The sequence below is a fragment of the Mesorhizobium sp. GW821-FHT04C10 genome, assembly GCF_059420305.1.
The window spans coordinates 3,836,615-3,853,117 of sequence record NZ_JBWKTL010000001.1 but is presented as its reverse complement, the minus strand read 5'-3'; the positions used below and the strand labels follow the sequence as shown (position 1 = coordinate 3,853,117).

Annotated in this window: 14 protein-coding genes; 2 read left to right on the top strand and 12 right to left on the bottom strand. The window is 62.8% G+C overall.

From position 1 onward, the window contains the following. Positions 1–304 precede the first annotated feature (304 nt). The gene (locus AC07UC_RS18615; RefSeq protein ID WP_140775938.1) at positions 305–517 is read left to right on the top strand and encodes a hypothetical protein; all 213 of its coding nucleotides are present in this window, start codon (positions 305–307) and stop codon (positions 515–517) included. 110 nt (positions 518–627) lie between these two features. Here the strand turns inward: AC07UC_RS18615 and AC07UC_RS18610 are convergent, their stop codons facing one another. Genes AC07UC_RS18610 through proS form a run of 3 tightly spaced genes read right to left on the bottom strand, consistent with a single transcriptional unit; the run spans position 628 to position 3,928 of the window. Beyond that, a complete protein-coding gene (locus AC07UC_RS18610; RefSeq protein WP_494906994.1) occupies positions 628–1,365 on the bottom strand; it encodes an ABC transporter ATP-binding protein in 738 nt (245 codons plus the stop codon). Beyond that, the gene (locus AC07UC_RS18605; protein WP_056572849.1) at positions 1,317–2,603 is read right to left on the bottom strand and encodes a lipoprotein-releasing ABC transporter permease subunit; all 1,287 of its coding nucleotides are present in this window, start codon (positions 2,601–2,603) and stop codon (positions 1,317–1,319) included. Before AC07UC_RS18605 ends, AC07UC_RS18610 begins: the two co-directional genes overlap by 49 nt. Beyond that, the gene (gene proS / locus AC07UC_RS18600) at positions 2,600–3,928 is read right to left on the bottom strand and encodes a proline--tRNA ligase (protein ID WP_140775936.1); all 1,329 of its coding nucleotides are present in this window, start codon (positions 3,926–3,928) and stop codon (positions 2,600–2,602) included. The genes AC07UC_RS18605 and proS overlap by 4 nt, the downstream gene beginning before the upstream one ends. 241 nt (positions 3,929–4,169) lie before the next feature. Here proS and AC07UC_RS18595 point away from each other — a divergent pair, with 241 nt between their 5' ends. Further along, a complete protein-coding gene (locus tag AC07UC_RS18595; protein WP_494906993.1) occupies positions 4,170–6,659 on the top strand; it encodes a caspase family protein in 2,490 nt (829 codons plus the stop codon). 503 nt (positions 6,660–7,162) lie between these two features. On the opposite strand, the gene AC07UC_RS18590 is transcribed toward AC07UC_RS18595, so the two are convergent. The 9 genes from AC07UC_RS18590 to AC07UC_RS18550 all read right to left on the bottom strand — a co-directional run bounded on the left by AC07UC_RS18590 (position 7,163) and on the right by AC07UC_RS18550 (position 16,417). Beyond that, positions 7,163–7,447, bottom strand: coding sequence for a DUF1467 family protein (locus AC07UC_RS18590; RefSeq protein ID WP_494906992.1), 285 nt, complete (start codon positions 7,445–7,447; stop codon positions 7,163–7,165). Then, positions 7,444–7,848, bottom strand: a complete 405-nt coding sequence (gene mce, locus AC07UC_RS18585; protein WP_494906991.1) for a methylmalonyl-CoA epimerase — start codon at positions 7,846–7,848, stop codon at positions 7,444–7,446. The genes AC07UC_RS18590 and mce overlap by 4 nt, the downstream gene beginning before the upstream one ends. Positions 7,849–7,951: 103 nt before the next feature. Beyond that, positions 7,952–9,622 carry a ribonuclease J gene (locus AC07UC_RS18580; RefSeq protein WP_494906990.1) on the bottom strand — a complete coding sequence of 557 codons (1,671 nt, stop codon included), beginning with the start codon at positions 9,620–9,622 and terminating at the stop codon, positions 7,952–7,954. A gap of 93 nt (positions 9,623–9,715) precedes the next feature. Beyond that, complete coding sequence (locus tag AC07UC_RS18575) at positions 9,716–10,537, bottom strand: biotin--[acetyl-CoA-carboxylase] ligase (RefSeq protein WP_494906989.1); 822 nt, start codon at positions 10,535–10,537, stop codon at positions 9,716–9,718. A 4-nt stretch (positions 10,538–10,541) separates the two neighbouring features. Further along, a complete protein-coding gene (gene nuoN, locus AC07UC_RS18570) occupies positions 10,542–11,978 on the bottom strand; it encodes an NADH-quinone oxidoreductase subunit NuoN (RefSeq protein ID WP_140775931.1) in 1,437 nt (478 codons plus the stop codon). Positions 11,979–11,997: 19 nt separating this feature from the next. Next, positions 11,998–13,503 carry an NADH-quinone oxidoreductase subunit M gene (locus AC07UC_RS18565; RefSeq protein WP_140775930.1) on the bottom strand — a complete coding sequence of 502 codons (1,506 nt, stop codon included), beginning with the start codon at positions 13,501–13,503 and terminating at the stop codon, positions 11,998–12,000. Beyond that, positions 13,503–15,476, bottom strand: coding sequence for an NADH-quinone oxidoreductase subunit L (nuoL, locus tag AC07UC_RS18560; RefSeq protein WP_140775929.1), 1,974 nt, complete (start codon positions 15,474–15,476; stop codon positions 13,503–13,505). The genes AC07UC_RS18565 and nuoL overlap by 1 nt, the downstream gene beginning before the upstream one ends. Before the next feature lie 10 nt (positions 15,477–15,486). Continuing rightward, on the bottom strand, positions 15,487–15,795 hold the full coding sequence (gene nuoK, locus AC07UC_RS18555; RefSeq protein ID WP_019858930.1) for an NADH-quinone oxidoreductase subunit NuoK: 309 nt from the start codon (positions 15,793–15,795) through the stop codon (positions 15,487–15,489). 1 nt (position 15,796) lies between these two features. After that, entirely contained in the window at positions 15,797–16,417 is a 621-nt protein-coding gene (locus tag AC07UC_RS18550) for an NADH-quinone oxidoreductase subunit J (RefSeq protein WP_202321746.1), read from the bottom strand. Positions 16,418–16,503: the final 86 nt, after the last annotated feature.

Genomic DNA, 16,503 nt, shown 5'->3' with positions numbered 1-16,503 from the left:
ACGCGGTAGAAAATCAGTTCAACTTCAACTTTACTTGTTCGCGTGCTTGCTCGCGAATGCCGCCCGTTCTTTCCAACCCGCGCCATTGCGGCCGACCGCTGCCAGACGGATTCGCGGCGGCGTTGTCGATTCGTCTCGGTGCCATCGAGGTTGAAACTCAGCGTTGCCGTGGCGGAATACACTGGCGAGCGTTGAGGTCTACGGAATACAGATGCTCGCAACTGAACTTCCGCAACGGGTGGAGGTTGTGTAGAAACACGGTTCGCTCCAGCAGCCGCATAGCAGGCACGAACCGGAGGCTCAAATGTCAGTTGTCCAGGAAGACCCCTCGCCCGCGGTCCCCTCACATCCTGAGGAAATCAAGTCCGTTTTCGATCTGCGCCTAGGCAAGCATGTCACCTTGCAAGGCAGTGCCAGGATCACGCCGGCAGGCGTGATCAGCACCGGGATCGCGGTCGCCGCCATGACGCTTGCACTGGGCTATCTTGCTTCGTCGATTATGCGCCGCAGGCGATAGGAGGAAATCGGCAGGCCAGGAAAAGGTTGACGGGTCCAGCGCGCACCATGCGGAAACACACTCCGGAAGGCGGATTGTCGATGAGCCGCCGGGGTCTGTCGAGGCTGAGGTCAGCCCGAGCCGAGCGGCACCACCTTGCCGTCGGCGAGCGTGACGCGCCGGTCCATGCGCGATGCCAGCTCGTGATTGTGGGTGGCGATCAGCGCCGCGAGACCCGACTGCCGCACCAGAGCCTCCAGGGCTTCGAACACATAGGAGGCGGTGACCGGATCGAGATTGCCGGTTGGCTCGTCGGCCAGCAGCACCAGCGGCGCATTGGCAACGGCACGAGCGATGGCGACGCGCTGCTGCTCGCCACCGGACAATTCGGCCGGCCGGTGCGAGGCGCGCTTGCCGATCTGCATGTAATCGAGCAGTTGGGCGGCGCGCTCGGATGCTTCCTTGCGCGGCAGTCCCTTGATCAGCTGCGGCATCATGATGTTTTCCAGCGCGGAAAACTCGGGCAGCAGATGATGGAACTGGTAGACGAAGCCGACATCGTTGCGGCGGATCGACGTGCGCTCGTCGTCGGACAACCGGCCGCAGGCCCGGCCGGACAGGATCACGTCGCCGGCGTCGGGGCGCTCCAGCAGTCCTGCCGTGTGCAGCAGTGTCGACTTGCCGGTGCCCGACGGCGCCACCAGCGCCACCATCTCGCCGCGCTTCAGCGAGAAATCGGCGCCGTTCAGGATGGTGAGCTTGCGCGGCCCCTGGACATAGTGCCGCTCGACGCTCTTCAGCTCGATAATGACCTCGGCCACTACTCGTACCTCAACGCTTCGACCGGATCGAGGCGGGCGGCCCGCCATGCCGGAAACACGGTCGCCAGGAACGACAGGCCAAGCGCCATGATGATGACATAGGTGGTCTCGCGCGGATCCATCTTCGCCGGCAGCTGGCTGAGGAAGTAGAGCTCCGGATTGAACAGCACCTTGCCGGTCATCCAGGAGAAGAACTGCCGGATCGATTCGATGTTGGTGCAGATCAGCACCCCGAGCAGCACGCCGGCGAGCGTGCCGGTGACGCCGATCGCCGCGCCGGTCATCAGGAAGATGCGCAAGATCGCGCCGCGCGAGGCGCCCATGGTGCGCAGGATGGCGATATCGTGCCCCTTGTCCTTCACCAGCATGATCAGCCCGGAAATGATGTTGAGCGCCGCCACCAGCACGATCAGCGTCAGGATCATGAACATGACGTTGCGCTCGACCTGCAGGGCGGAAAAGAAGGTCTCGTTGCGCTGGCGCCAGTCCACGATGTCGATGGGCCGTTGCGCCGCTTCTTCCACCTTCGGCTTCAGTGCGTCGACATTGTCGGGATTGTCGACATAAATCTCGATCGTCTGCGCGCGTCCATCCATGTTGAAGTAGAGCTGCGCTTCCGAGAACGGCATGTAGACGATGGAGCTGTCATATTCCGACATGCCGACTTCGAAGATCGCCGCGATCTTGTAGCCCTTCATGCGAGGCGTGGTGCCCAGCGGCGTCACGTCACCATCGGGCGAGATCAAGGTGATGGTATCGCCGAGCGTCAGTCCGAGATTCTCGGCCATGCGCTTGCCGATGGCGACGCCTTCGCCCGAGTCGAAATCGGCGAGCGTGCCTTGCTTGACGTTGCTGGCGACGATGGCGATCTTGCCGAGATCCTCTCCGCGTATGCCGCGCACCAGCGCACCGGTGCCGCCACCGACATTGCCTTGCGCCAGCACCTGGCCGTCTATCAGCGGGATGGCGTATTTGATGCCGGGCACGCCGTTGATACGGCCTGCGACCTGGGCGTAATCCTCAAGCGGCGAATCAAGCGGCTGTACGATCAGATGGCCGTTGACGCCGAGGATACGGGTCAAAAGCTCGGCCCGGAACCCGTTCATCACCGCCATGACGACGATCAGCGTCGCCACCCCCAGCATGATGCCGAGGAAGGAAATCGAGGCGATGACCGAGATCACCGTCTCCTTGCGCCGCGAGCGCAAATAGCGCCACGCCACCGTGCGTTCGAAGATGGAGAACGGGCCGGCACCCGCCGATCTTGCCGCGGCCGCCTCGCTCATGCGGCGGCACCGAAGCGTTTTTTCGCATCGGCGATCGGCAGCGTCACGCGCTCGCCGGTCTTGCGATTCTTGATCTCGACCTCGCCGGCGGCCACGCCGCGCGGCCCGACGATTACCTGCCAGGGCAGGCCGATCAGGTCGGCGGTGGCGAACTTGCCGCCCGGCCGCTGGTCGGTGTCGTCATAGAGCACATCCTTGCCGGCGGCGGTGAAGGCGGCATCGAGCTCGTCGCTGACGCGATCGCACTCGGCGTCGCCCACCTTCATGTTGATCAGGCCGATGTCGAACGGCGCCACGGCATCGGGCCAGATGATGCCGTTCTCGTCGTGGCTGGCTTCGATGATCGCCGCGACCAGCCGTGACGGGCCGATGCCGTAGGAACCGCCGGAGACGAAATGGTCCTTGCCGTCAGGTCCGGTCACCTTGGCGCCCATGGGCTTGGAATATTTGTCGCCGAAATGGAAGATGTGGCCAACCTCGATGCCGCGGGCCGAGACCCGGTCCGCTTCGCCGAGCTTGTCCCACGCCGCCTCATCATGCATCTCGTCGGTAGCGGCGTAAGGCGTCGTCCAGGTTTTGACGATGTCCGATATCTCGGCGTCATTGGCGAAGTCGGTGTTTTCGTCAGGCACCTGGAGCGACAGATAATCGCGATCGCAATAGACCTGGCTCTCGCCGGTGTCCGCCAGGATGATGAATTCGTGGCTGAGATCGCCGCCGATCGGTCCGGTATCGGCGCGCATCGGGATGGCCTGCAGGCCCATGCGCGTGAAGGTCCTGAGATAGGACACGAACATCCTGTTGTAGGCGGCCCTCGCGCCTTCGAAGTTAAGGTCGAAGGAATAGGCGTCCTTCATCAGGAATTCGCGTGAGCGCATGACGCCGAAGCGCGGCCGCACCTCGTCACGGAACTTCCACTGGATGTGGTAGAGATTGAGCGGCAGATCCTTGTAGGACTTGACGTAGGCGCGGACGATTTCGGTGACCACTTCCTCATTGGTCGGACCGTAGAGCATGTCGCGGTCCTGCCGATCCTTGATGCGCAGCATCTCCTTGCCGTAGTCGTCATAGCGGCCACTTTCGCGCCACAGATCGGCCGACTGGATGGTCGGCATCAGGATCTCCAGCGCGCCGGCGCGGTTCTGCTCCTCGCGGATGATCTGGCAAACCTTGTCCAGCACCCGCTTGCCGAGTGGCAGCCAGGAAAAACTGCCCTGCCCCTGCTGGCGGATCATGCCGGCACGCAGCATCAGCCGGTGCGAGACGATCTCGGCCTCACGCGGATTTTCTTTGAGGATAGGCAGGAAATAGCGCGACAAACGCATGGACTGGTCCGTGAATGAGAATGGTCGCGCCAGAATCGGTGCGACGCAGGCTTGCTTGACCCGGCTTCATAGCCATTTCATGGCGCAATGGGAACCCGGCCATGGCGGCACATTGACGCCGTCATGCCCGCAATCACTAGGTTCCCAGATCAGATCGAGCAGGCTTGCCTGGGTCGAAAAGCCGTGGGACGCTGTCCGCTCGGGGCGGATTGGGGCATTGCGCTTTTTTCTGAAAGTCATTTTGGCGGTCTTTTTCGTTTCGGCGGCACACGCCGAGCGGCGGGTCGCGCTCATCATCGCGGCCGATGAGTACCGCAACGTGCGTCCCCTGAAGAATGCGGTGAACGACAGCCGCACGATCGAAGCCGCGCTGCAAAAACTCGGTTTCGACGTCACCACCGAAGCAAATCGTGACCTGAAGCGTATGCGCCGCGCGCTGGAGGATTTTCGCGACGATGCGGCCGGGGCCGATGTCGCGCTGATCTATTTCTCAGGCCATGGCGTCGAGATCGCGGGCGACAACCGTCTTCTACCCGTCGATGCCGATCCGTCGTCGCTGGACCGGTTGAAGGCAACAAGCCTTGCGCTCGAAGAGGTGCGTGAGGCAGTGACCGCGGTCGGCAAGATCGGCCTCGTCGTGCTCGATGCGTGCCGCAACGATCCATTTGGCCAATCCGGCGGCGACCAATCGGAAGACAGCAAGGCTGGTGAAGGACGCGGCGTGATGTCCATCGCGCCGGAGGTTAAAGCCGAGGCCAAGCCGGGGCTCGGGCGCATGGGGCGCGCGGAGAACGTGCTGTTCGCCTTTTCCGCGGCGCCTGGGCAGACGGCGTCGGACGGTGCGTCTGGCAACTCCGACTTTTCCGCCGCATTGGCCAAATTCCTGCCCACCGACGGCCTTGAAATACGTTCCGTCCTGACGCTGGTTCAGCAGCAGGTCTACGATCTGTCGCGCGGCAGGCAACTGCCCTATGTGGAGAGCGGTCTGCCGCAACTCTTCTTCGCCGCGCAGACCAGCAAGGACGCACTGCCCGAGCGTGACCGGCTGCTGCTTGCCATGGCCGATGTCACGCCGGATTTGCGTGTCGAGGTCGAGACGGTTGCGGCCAGTGCCGACATGCCGCTGGCACCGCTATACGCAGCGCTCATTACCTCGGACGGCAAGGCGATGGCGCCGCGGCAGCGCCAGCAGAAGCTGCGGGAGGCGGCCGACGCTTTCGTCAAGGTGCGGGCCGATCTGCGTAATTTCGCCTCCTCCGATCCTGAAGTCACGGCGCTGCGCCAGCAGGCGGAGGCGCAACTGGCACTCGGCTCATTCGACGAAGCACGGGCGCTGCTTGGCAAGGCGGCGGATATCGATGGCAAATCGCGCGACGATCTGAAAACCCGCTTCATCGAGCGCACGCTGTCGGAGGCGACGACGCATTACCTCGCCGGCGGCGCTTCGCAGGCGCAATTGCGCTACGACCTCGCCATCGAGGACTACCGCAAGGCCGTGGCGCTTTATGCCTATGTCGAGGGTCTCCCAATACCGGACGAGGCACGCTACCAGCAGACACTGTCGTGGGAACTGATCGGCACGCTGCAAACGACCGTCGGCAATTTGCAGGAAGCCGGCAAAGCCTATGATTCGATGGTCCGGTCCGCGCAGAAACGCGCGGCCGCAGAGCCCGACAAGATCGACCATCAGCGCGACCTTGCCGTGGCGCAGAACAAGGTGGCCGACGTCAAGAAGGCGATGGGCGATAGCGCCGGCGCGATCGCGCTCTACCAACAGGCTCTCGCCACGATGAAAGCGATCCTCCAAAAAGAGCCTACCTTTGGCTATCTTCGCGACTACGCCATCTGCTTCAACCGCATCGGCGACGCCATGCGGGTTTCGGGCGACGGACCAGGCGCGCTGGCTAATTACCGTTCGGCGCTCAAGGTGGCTGAATTCCTGGTCGAGCAGGCGCCTGATGATGAAGGCTTTCGGCGCGACCTTGCCGTCAGCCACTCCAAGATCGGGCTGGCGCTCAGGCTGACCAACGATCTGGAAGGTTCGATCGCCGAATATGAAGTGTCCTTGCAGATCACCGAGGTGCTGGCGAAGAAGATGCCTGACGACACGGAACTGCAGCGCGACATAAGCGTCAGCCTCGATGCAATCGGTGATTTGCAGCGGCTGACCGGCCACAATGACAAGGCTTTCGAACCCTACAGGCGCAGCGTCGACATCGCGCAAAAGCTGGTGGCGCGGGACCCCGGCAACACACTGTGGCGGCGTGACCTCGCGCTTGCATTGGGCAAGATATCCGACGCCCGCGCCGAGGCCGGAGATATCGATGGCGCGCTCGCCGACCGCCGTTCGTCTCAAGCCATTGCGGAATATCTGGCCGAACTCGACCGCGACAACGCCGAATGGCAGCGCGACCTTGCCGTCGGCCATAACCGCATCGGCGACATGCTGATGAGCAAGGGCGACAAACCCGGGGCGGCTGCCGAATACCAGGCCGGCTTCGCCATTGCCGACGCGCAGCTCAAGGCTGATCCGGGCAGCGCGCAACGCACGGTCGATGCCGCCTTCAGCCACTACAAGATGGCGATTGCCAGTGTCGACACGCCGGCAAACCTCAAGGCCGCGCTGGCCATGCTGACGGGGCTGAAAGCGCAAGGTCGACTGCCGGGTGCCAACGAAGGCTGGATCGGCATGGTCGAGAAGGCGATGGCTGAGGCCGGCGTCGCGAAGTAGGGTCCAGCCGGCTGTGCGGGAGGCCCGAACGTCTTCGGGTTTGGCCGCCAATTCTTTGCGCGCGTCAATTCAGAACCTGCCGCAAAGGCTCCGTCGAACCTTGCTGGTCGTTTAGAAAGCAAAGCATGCCATACTATTGTGCAGTGCAGCACGAGAATGCCTGTTTCGAGGCAAAATTCTTCGTGACATTTTCATTCGGCTTAGGCTAGTGTGCCGCGATAACCGAGAGGGCGGAGAAAAATCTGCTCTCCTACGCGGTCAAAGTCTTGGGAGGATGCGATCTAGGCGCGGTTACTCGCTGCCGCCGGAAACCGGAAACAGATCGGACGCGTTTAATTGCAAGGCCTCGTGCCTTGCATTTTTTTTGTGCAATCATCTGGTTAGCGCAGCGAGTTGCCAAGCTACATTACCCGGCGTCAGCAAGCACTCAGCCGCCAAGCATGGCGACGTCTCGATCCCATCCGCCGCGCTCTTACGGTATCGAAGCGCCCTTGCCGGGCGCTCTATTTTGCTGGTGTCTGGCCAAAATCCGGCACGATGTGCGGGATGTCGTTGAGGCTGTATCCCAGGCCATGCGTCAGGCCATAGAAAATGCCCATCACGATCGCCGTGGCGATGGTGGTGCGGATGACTGCACGCAGCATGTGCGGGCCGCGCGGCGCGCTAGGAACCGTGCCTAGCGTCACGTCATGATCGTCGTCCTGTGTCCTGACGCTGAACGGCAGGACGGCGAACAGCACCACCCACCACGTCGCGAAAAACAGGGCGGTGAACGAAACCCAGCTCATGATTGCTCCAGTTCGATCAGCGTGCCGAAGAAATCCTTCGGATGCAGGAACAGCACAGGCTTGCCATGGGCACCGGTCTTCGGGTTGCCGTCGCCCAGCACGCGAGCGCCGGCGGCCTTGAGCTGATCACGCGCGGCCAGTATGTCGTCGACCTCGTAGCAGAGGTGATGCATGCCGCCGGACGGGTTCTTCGCGAGGAACGCCGCGATCGGCGGGCTTTCGCCCAAGGGCTCCAGCAATTCGATCTTGGTGTTACCGACATTGACGAACACCACCGTGACGCCATGCTCCGGCAAAGCCTGCGGCTCCGTCACTTCGGCGCCGAGCGTATTGCGGTAGGCGGCAACCGCCGCCGCCAGATCCGGCACCGCAAGCGCGACATGGTTCAACCGTCCAAGCATGAAATGCTCCGTATCAGGGCAGTATGGCAATAAGGCAGTATGGCAATAGGGGAAGACGGATTAGAGGTGATCGCATTCCCACTGCCCTACTGCCCTACTGCGTTCATCGCGTAACAAACACCGTCACCAGCGGCTTCTTGCCCCAGGCCTCGTTGGCCGCACCGCGCACCGCGCGCCGCACAGCCTCCTGCACGAGGTCCAGGTCTTTCCGGCGTTGACGGGGAATCGACTCGACCGCGCCGACCGCCGCATCGATCATCAGGTCTTCGAGCGTCTCGCCGCTGGCATCGGCCTCGGCGACGCCGATGGCGACCAGGTCGGGGTCACCGGCCAACTCATATTTGTCGTCCAGCACGACATTGACCGCGACATGGCCGGCAAAGGACAATTTGCGCCGGTCGCGGATGCCCATCGCCTGGTCGGTACCGATCAGGTTGCCGTCCTTGTAGATGCGGCCGAACGGCACCTGGTCGATGATGGTGGCGGGACCGGGGGCGAGCCTCAGCATATCGCCGTCGCGCACCTGCGCCACCTGGCCGATGCCTGAGGTCGACATCAGCGACCCCTGCGCCACCAGATGCGCCGCCTCGCCATGCACGGGAACGCCGATCTGCGGGCGCACCCATTCATACATCTTGCGCAGCTCGCTGCGCCGGGGGTGGCCGGAGACATGCACCAGCGCGTCGCCGTCCTCGATGATCTTGATGCCGAGATCGATAAGGCGATTCTTGATCTCGAGGATCGCCTTCTCATTGCCGGGGATGGTGCGCGAGGAGAACACCACCGTGTCGCCCGCCGTCAGCGATACCGACTTCATCTCGTCGCGCGATAGTTTTGCAAGAGCCGCCAGCGGCTCGCCCTGGCTGCCGGTGCAGATGATGACCAGGTTTTCGCGCGGAATGAAGCCGAAATCCTCCTCGGCGATGAACTCCGGCAGGCCGTCCATATAGCCGAGTTCGTCCGCGACATCGATGACCCGCTTCAGCGAACGGCCAAGCACCAGGCACTGGCGGCCGGCATCGCGTGCCGCCCTGGCGATCGAAACGATGCGCCCGACATTGGAGGAGAAGGTGGTGACGGCGACGCGGCCCTTGGCGGCCTGGATGACGCCCTTCAATCCCTCGCCGACGGCGACTTCCGAAGGCGATTCGCCTTCGCGCAGCGCATTGGTCGAATCGCAGATCAGCGCCAGCACGCCCTTGTCGCCATAGGCGCGGAAACGCGCCTCGTCGGTCTTGGGTCCGATCGTCGGCTCCGGATCGATCTTCCAGTCGCCGGTGTGGATGACCGTACCGGCTGGCGTGGTGATGACCAGCGACATCGGCTCGGGGATGGAGTGCGCCACCGGAATGGCTTCGATCTCGAACGGACCGACGGTGAATTTCTCGCCAGCCCGGTAGATCGTCAGCGGGATCTTGGCTGCCCCCTGCTCGCCCTGGCGCTTGGCTTCCAGCAGCCCGGCGCTGAACGGCGTCATCCACACCGGCGCCTTCAGCTTCGGCCAGATGTCGAGCAGCGCGCCGTAATGATCCTCATGCGCGTGGGTGATGATGATGCCGCGCAGATTGGCGAGGTTCTCCTCGATGAAGCGCGTGTCAGGCAGGATCAGGTCGACGCCCGGATGCGCCGCGTCTGGAAAGGTGACACCGACATCGATGACAATCCATTCGCGCGCGCTCGGCGGGCCGTAGCCGTAGAGGGCGAAGTTCATACCGATCTCGCCGACGCCGCCGAGCGGCACGAAGACGAGTTCGGCGTTTTCCGCTTTCGCCATGATTTTTCCCTTCCTGGCCCTCAGGCCAAGCCGTTAAAGCAATTCCAGGAAAAGCGTCTAACGATTTTCCGTCCGGAATTGCGCAAAGACAAACTATACCCGGGCGGATGCCACCGCGCCGAAATGCACATCGCCGGCAGCGATCGTCAGAACCGCCCCTTCATCGTCGCGGATCACGAAACGGCAATCCTCGTCAATGGTCTCGAACACCCCACGCACCACATTACCGTCAATTCTGACAGCAACCTCGCCGCCGAGTCCCGCCGCGCGCGCCAGCCAGCGCCTCCTGATGGCTGAAAGCCCGCGCCCCTCATCCCACAGGCGGGCATTCTCACTCCAGGCATCCGACAGCGCCAGGAACAGCGTTTCGGCATCGCATGTCGCGCCGAGCGCTTGGAGCGATGTCGCGGGATACGGCAAATCCGTGGGATGCGCCACCACATTGACACCGATGCCCACCGCCACGGCGAAACGGCCGCCGTCCAGCATCGCCGACTCCAGCAGGATGCCGGCCAGCTTGGCGCCGGAGGCCAGAACGTCGTTCGGCCATTTCAACTCGAAACGGTTTTGTCCCTGGCTTGCGCCATCAAGCCCGATGGCGATGCGGCCTTTCGGCACCACGGCATCCAGTGCATCGGCAAGCGACAGGCCGGCGACGAAACCCAGCGTCGCGGCAAGGCGAAGTTCACCGCCGGTGATGACAAGCAGGGTCGCCGCCAGATTGCCTTCGGGCGAGACCCAGGCGCGGCCGCGCCGGCCACGCCCGCTTTCCTGCTTTTTGGAAACGACCCACAGCTTGCCCGGGTCGCCTGCCCTTGCATGGTCCAGCGCCACCGTATTGGTGGAGCCGACGCTGTCATGGGCCTCGAGCCGGAACCCTTCCGACGCCGAGGTTGGAGCCAGCCGAAATGCCATCCCGTCAGAAAAATGTCTTGGCGGCTGCTTCGGCATAGGTGCCGATCGGCCCGCCGATCAGCACATAGAACAGCACGAAGGCGCCGGAGACGCCGAGCACGAGGCGCAATTCGCTAGCCATCGGGACGAAGCCGCCGACCGGTTCGTCGAACCACATGATCTTGATGATGCGCAGGTAGTAGTAGGCGCCCACCACCGAGGCCAGCACGCCGATGATCGCCAGCGCGTAGAGGTTGGCGTTGATGGCGGCGAGGAAGACGTACCACTTCCCCCAGAAGCCGGCGAGCGGCGGGATGCCGGCCAGCGAGAACATCAGGATGGTCAGGATCGTCGCCATGATCGGGTTGGTCGAGGCAAGGCCGGCCAGGTCGCTGATCTGTTCGACATTGCCTTCCTTGCGCCGCATGGCGAGGATGAAGGCGAATGTGCCCAGCGTCATCACCAGATAGATCAGCATGTAGATGGCGACGCCACGCACGCCAGCCTGGCTGTTGGCGGCAAGGCCGACCAGCGCGTAGCCCATATGGCCGATCGAGGAATAGGCCATCAGCCGCTTGATGTTGGTCTGGCCGATCGCGGCAAAGGCGCCGAGCGCCATCGAGGCGATCGAGATGAAGACGATGATCTGCTGCCAGTCGGCGGCGATCGGCTTGAACGCGCCCATGGTGACGCGCACGATCAGCGCCATCGCCGCCATCTTGGGGGCCGCCGCCAGGAACGCGGTCACCGGTGTCGGCGCGCCTTCATAGACGTCGGGCGTCCACATGTGGAACGGCACCGCCGAGATCTTGAAGGCAAGGCCGGCCAGTACGAAGACCAGGCCGAAGACGAGGCCAAGCTGGCGCTCGCCGCTGCCCAGTGCTGAGGCGATCTCCTGGAAGCCGGTGTTGCCGGTGTAGCCATAGACCAGGCTGATGCCATAGAGCAGCATGCCCGACGACAGCGCGCCGAGGACGAAGTATTTCAGGCCGGCCTCGGTCGAACGCAGATTGTCGCGGTTGATCGCCGCCAGCACGTAGATCGCCAGTGACTGCAGCTCGAGGCCGAGATAGAGCCCGATCATGCCGTTGGCCGAGATCATCAGCATCATGCCCAGCGTGCACAGCAGGATCAGCACCGGATATTCGAACTTGTCAAAACGCTCCGCCTTGGCAAAGCGCATCGACATAATCAGCGTCACCGCCGAGCCGACCAGCGACAGCACCTTCATGAAGCGCGCGAAGGGATCCTGGATGAAGGCATTGCCATAGGCGTTGCCTTGCCCGGTCCGGAAGATCAGCCAGACGCCTGCGATAACCAGCACGGCGACCGCAAGGCCGCTCACCGTATTGGCGGTGTTGGAGCGCGAATAGGCCCCGACCATCAGCAGCGCGAGCGCGCCGATGGCAAGGATCAGCTCGGGCGTCGAGAGCGACAGGCTGGAGAGAAGGTCCGGCGTCATGGTTCGCAAAACCCCTGGGTCAGTTCGCCGCCGCGGTCTGCGCGGCGCCGATGGATGCGGTGACATTGGTGACGAGCGATTTGACCGATTGGGCCGTCGCATCGAAGACGGGAGCGGGATAGACGCCGAAGAAGATGACCAGCACCACCAGCGGGTAGATGATGAACTTCTCGCGCGGCGACAGATCGAGCAGGCCCTTCAGGCTGTCCTTGGTCAGCGCGCCGAAGATCACCCGGCGATAGAGCCAGAGCGCGTAAGCCGCCGACAGGATGACGCCGGTGGCGGCGAAGAACGCCACCCAGGTGTTGACCCGGAACACGCCAAGCATGGTCAGGAACTCGCCGACGAAGCCTGAGGTGCCCGGCAGGCCGACATTGGCCATGGTGAAGATCAGGAACACAGTGGCGTATTTCGGCATGTTGTTGACCAGGCCGCCATAGGCGGCGATCTCACGCGTGTGCATGCGGTCGTAGATGACGCCGACGCACAGGAACAGCGCGCCCGAGACGAGGCCGTGGCTGAGCATCTGGAAGATCGCGCCCTGCACGCCTTCCTGGTTCATGGCGAAGATGCCCATGGTGACGAAGCCCATATGGGCGACCGACGAATAGGCGATCAGCTTCTTCATGTCCTCCTGCATCAGCGCCACCAGCGAGGTGTAGATGATGGCGACGACGGAGAGCGTGAAGACCAGCGGCGCGAACATTTCGGACGCCAGCGGGAACATCGGCAGGGAGAAGCGCAGGAAGCCGTATCCACCCATCTTCAGGAGGATGGCGGCCAGGATGACCGAGCCGGCCGTTGGCGCCTCGACGTGTGCATCCGGCAGCCAGGTATGCACCGGCCACATCGGCATCTTCACCGCGAAGGAAGCGAAGAAGGCGAGCCATAGCCAGGTCTGCATGTTGGCCGGGAAGTTGTGGGTCAACAGCGTCGGGATGTCGGTGGTGCCGGACTGATAGAACATCGCCATGATGGCGAGCAGCATCAGCACCGAGCCGGCGAGCGTGTAGAGGAAGAACTTGAACGAGGCGTAGACGCGACGCTTGCCGCCCCAGACGCCGATGATGATGAACATCGGGATCAGGCCGGCTTCGAAAAAGACGTAGAACAGCACGATATCCAGCGCGCAGAACACGCCGATCATCAGCGTCTCGAGCAGCAGGAAGGCGATCATGTAGGCCTTGACGCGCTTCTCGATCGATTCCCACGACGCCAGGATGCAGAGCGGCATCAGGAAGGTCGTCAGGATGACGAACAGCATCGAAATGCCGTCGACGCCCATGTGGTAGGAGATGCCGGAGTCGAGCCACGCGACCTTTTCGACGAACTGGAAGCCCGCCTGCGAATTGTCGAAGCCGGTCCAGATGAACAGCGAGATGATGAACGTGAACGTCGTGGTCAACAGCGCAATGGCGCGGATGTTGCGGCGTGCGTTTTCGCTGTCATCGTTGATGAACAGGATCAGCAGCACACCAACCAGCGGCAGGAAGGTGACCAGCGAGAGGATTGGCCAGGCGGTCATCAGAGCATCATCCAGGTGACGAGTGCGGCAACGCCGATCAGCATGGCGAAGGCGTAGTGGTAGAGGTAGCCGGTCTGCAGCTTGACGACACGGTTGGTGACATCGACGACGCGCGCCGAAATGCCGTCCGGCCCCAGGCCATCGATGATGGTGCCATCACCGGTCTTCCACAGGAAATGGCCGAGGCGCTTGGCCGGCCGCACGAACAGGAAGTCGTAGAGCTCGTCGAAATACCACTTGTTGAGCAGGAAGGCGTAGAGCCCGCGATGCCGAGCGGCGAGATTGACGGGCATTTCCGGCGAGCGGATGTAGAATTTCCAGGCCAGCGCGAAACCGATCAGCATGGCGATGAAGGGCGAGAGCTCGACCCACAGCGGCAATTCATGGATCTCGTGCAGGATGTGGTTGTCCGGCAGCGTGAACAGCGACGCCTTCCAGAACTCGGCATAGCCTTCGCCGATAAACGAATTGTGGAAGATGACGCCGGCAAACAGCGCGCCGGCGGCCAGCACGAACAGCGGCACCAGCATCACCGGCGGCGATTCATGCACGTGGTGCATCACCTCATGGCTCGCCCGCGGCTTGCCGTGGAAGGTCATGAAGATCAGCCGCCAGGAATAGAAGGAGGTGAAGCATGCGGCGATGACCAGCAGCACGAAGGCAAGGCCGGCGACCGAATTGTGGCCGGCAAAGGCGCTCTCGATGATGGCGTCCTTGGAGAAGAAACCGGCGGTGCCGATGACGGTCACCGGAATGCCGACGCCGGTCAGCGCCAGCGTGCCGATCACCATCATCCAGTAGGTTGTCGGGATCAGCGACCGCAGCCCGCCCATCTTGCGCATGTCCTGCTCGTCGGAGACGGCGTGGATGACCGAGCCCGAACCGAGGAACAGCAGCGCCTTGAAGAAGGCATGCGTGAACAGGTGGAAGATCGCCGCCCCATAGGCGCCGACGCCGAGCGCAACGAACATGTAGCCGAGCTGCGAGCAGGTCGAATACGCGATGACGCGCTTGATGTCGTTCTGGACCAGGCCGACGGTCGCCGCGAAGAAGGCGGTGAAGGCGCCGATGAAGGTCACCACAGTCAGCGCCGAATGCGACAATTCGAACAGCGGCGACAGCCGCGCCAGCATGAACACGCCCGCCGTCACCATGGTTGCGGCGTGGATCAGCGCGGAGACCGGCGTCGGGCCTTCCATGGCGTCCGGCAGCCAGGTGTGCAGCGGCACTTGCGCCGACTTGCCCATGGCGCCCATGAACAGGAGCAGGCAGACGACGGTCATTGCCGACTGCTTGTCCAGCGCATGGCCGAGGAAGGTCAGCACGGCAGCACCTTGCGGGGCGCCTTCAGCCGGAATGAATGTCGCCGCATTGGCGAAGATCGTGCCGAGATTGACCGAGCCGAACAGCACGAAGACGCCGAAAATGCCGAGCGCGAAGCCGAAATCGCCAACGCGGTTGACGACGAAGGCCTTGATGGCCGCGGCATTGGCCGACGGCTTCTTGTACCAGAAACCGATCAGCAGGTAGGAGGCCAGGCCCACCCCTTCCCAGCCGAAGAACATCTGCACCAGATTGTCGGCCGTCACCAGCATCAGCATGGCGAAGGTGAACAGCGACAGGTAGGCGAAGAAGCGCGGCCGGTTCGGATCGTGGTGCATGTAGCCGATCGAATAGATGTGAACCAGCGCCGACACGGTGTTGACCACCACCAGCATCACCACCGTCAGCGTGTCGATGCGCAGCGCCCAGGAAACATCCAGCCCGCCGGACTGGATCCAGTGCAGCACCGGCACCGTGAACACCTCGCCATGGCCGAAGCCGACGCTGAAGAAGGCAACCCACGACAGAACAGCCGAAATCACCAGGAAGCCGGAGGTGATGTATTCGGACGCCTTGGCGCCGAGCGACGTGCCGAACAGGCCGACGATCAGGAAGCCGAGCAGTGGAAGGAAGACGATGGCCTGATACATGGTGGTTCCGTCAACCCTTCATCATGTTCACGTCTTCGACCGCGATCGAGCCGCGGTTGCGGAAGAAGACGACGAGAATGGCAAGTCCGATTGCCGCCTCGGCCGCCGCGACCGTCAGCACGAACAGTGCGAACACCTGGCCGACCAGATCGCCGAGCGCCGCCGAGAAGGCGACAAAATTGATGTTGACCGCAAGCAGGATCAGCTCGACCGACATCAGGATGACGATGACGTTCTTGCGGTTCAGGAAGATACCGAACACGCCAAGCGTGAACAGGATCGCCGATACGGTCAGATAATGTGCGATGCCGACGACCATCTCAGACTCCTTCGCCCGACTTGACCTTGCGGATTTCCATGCCGGTGGCCGGCGTGCGGCCGACCTGGGCTGCGATCGACTGCCGCTTGACCCCTTCCTTGTGGCGCAGCGTCAGCACGATGGCACCGATCATGGCGACCAGCAGGATGAGGCCCGAAATCTGGAAGTAGTAGAGGTAGTCGGTATAGAGGATGTCGCCGAGCGCGGCCGTGTTCGAGCGCGTGGCGAGATCCGGAATGGGTTTCGAGATCGTCGAGGCGAGCCGCGGCGCGAAGGTGTAGCCGCCCAGAACCACGATCAGTTCCGCCGCCAGGATCAGCCCGACGAAGGCGCCGATCGGCGCATATTGCAGCGCGCCGCTCTTCAGTTCGGCGAAATCGACGTCGAGCATCATGACGACGAACAGGAACAGCACCATGACAGCGCCGACATAGACGACGAGCAGGATCATCGCCAGGAATTCGGCGCCGGTCAGCATGAACAGGCCGGCGGCGTTGAAGAAGGTCAGGATCAGGAACAGCACCGAATGCACGGGGTTGCGCGATGAAATGACCATGAACGCCGAGGCCACGGCGACAAAGGCGAAGAGGTAGAAAAAGGCCGCCTCTAGTCCACTCAGCATTGGGGTTCCCCCGGGTTCCTGTCCAAACAGGACACTCGTCCTGTTTGTTATCTCTGGCTTCGTCCCGCCTCCGGTATCGAAGCCGC

Bases quoted from the DNA above. Each gene is read 5' to 3' on its own strand.
- AC07UC_RS18615 (WP_140775938.1), top strand. From the start codon at position 305: ATGTCAGTTGTCCAGGAAGACCCCTCGCCCGCGGTCCCCTCACATCCT.
- AC07UC_RS18610 (WP_494906994.1), bottom strand. From the start codon at position 1,365: ATGGCGGGCCGCCCGCCTCGATCCGGTCGAAGCGTTGAGGTACGAGTA.
- AC07UC_RS18605 (WP_056572849.1), bottom strand. From the start codon at position 2,603: ATGAGCGAGGCGGCCGCGGCAAGATCGGCGGGTGCCGGCCCGTTCTCC.
- proS (WP_140775936.1), bottom strand. From the start codon at position 3,928: ATGCGTTTGTCGCGCTATTTCCTGCCTATCCTCAAAGAAAATCCGCGT.
- AC07UC_RS18590 (WP_494906992.1), bottom strand. From the start codon at position 7,447: ATGAGCTGGGTTTCGTTCACCGCCCTGTTTTTCGCGACGTGGTGGGTG.
- mce (WP_494906991.1), bottom strand. From the start codon at position 7,848: ATGCTTGGACGGTTGAACCATGTCGCGCTTGCGGTGCCGGATCTGGCG.
- AC07UC_RS18580 (WP_494906990.1), bottom strand. From the start codon at position 9,622: ATGGCGAAAGCGGAAAACGCCGAACTCGTCTTCGTGCCGCTCGGCGGC.
- AC07UC_RS18575 (WP_494906989.1), bottom strand. From the start codon at position 10,537: ATGGCATTTCGGCTGGCTCCAACCTCGGCGTCGGAAGGGTTCCGGCTC.
- nuoN (WP_140775931.1), bottom strand. From the start codon at position 11,978: ATGACGCCGGACCTTCTCTCCAGCCTGTCGCTCTCGACGCCCGAGCTG.
- AC07UC_RS18565 (WP_140775930.1), bottom strand. From the start codon at position 13,503: ATGACCGCCTGGCCAATCCTCTCGCTGGTCACCTTCCTGCCGCTGGTT.
- nuoL (WP_140775929.1), bottom strand. From the start codon at position 15,476: ATGTATCAGGCCATCGTCTTCCTTCCACTGCTCGGCTTCCTGATCGTC.
- nuoK (WP_019858930.1), bottom strand. From the start codon at position 15,795: ATGGTCGTCGGCATCGCACATTATCTGACCGTATCGGCGATCCTGTTC.
- AC07UC_RS18550 (WP_202321746.1), bottom strand. From the start codon at position 16,417: ATGCTGAGTGGACTAGAGGCGGCCTTTTTCTACCTCTTCGCCTTTGTC.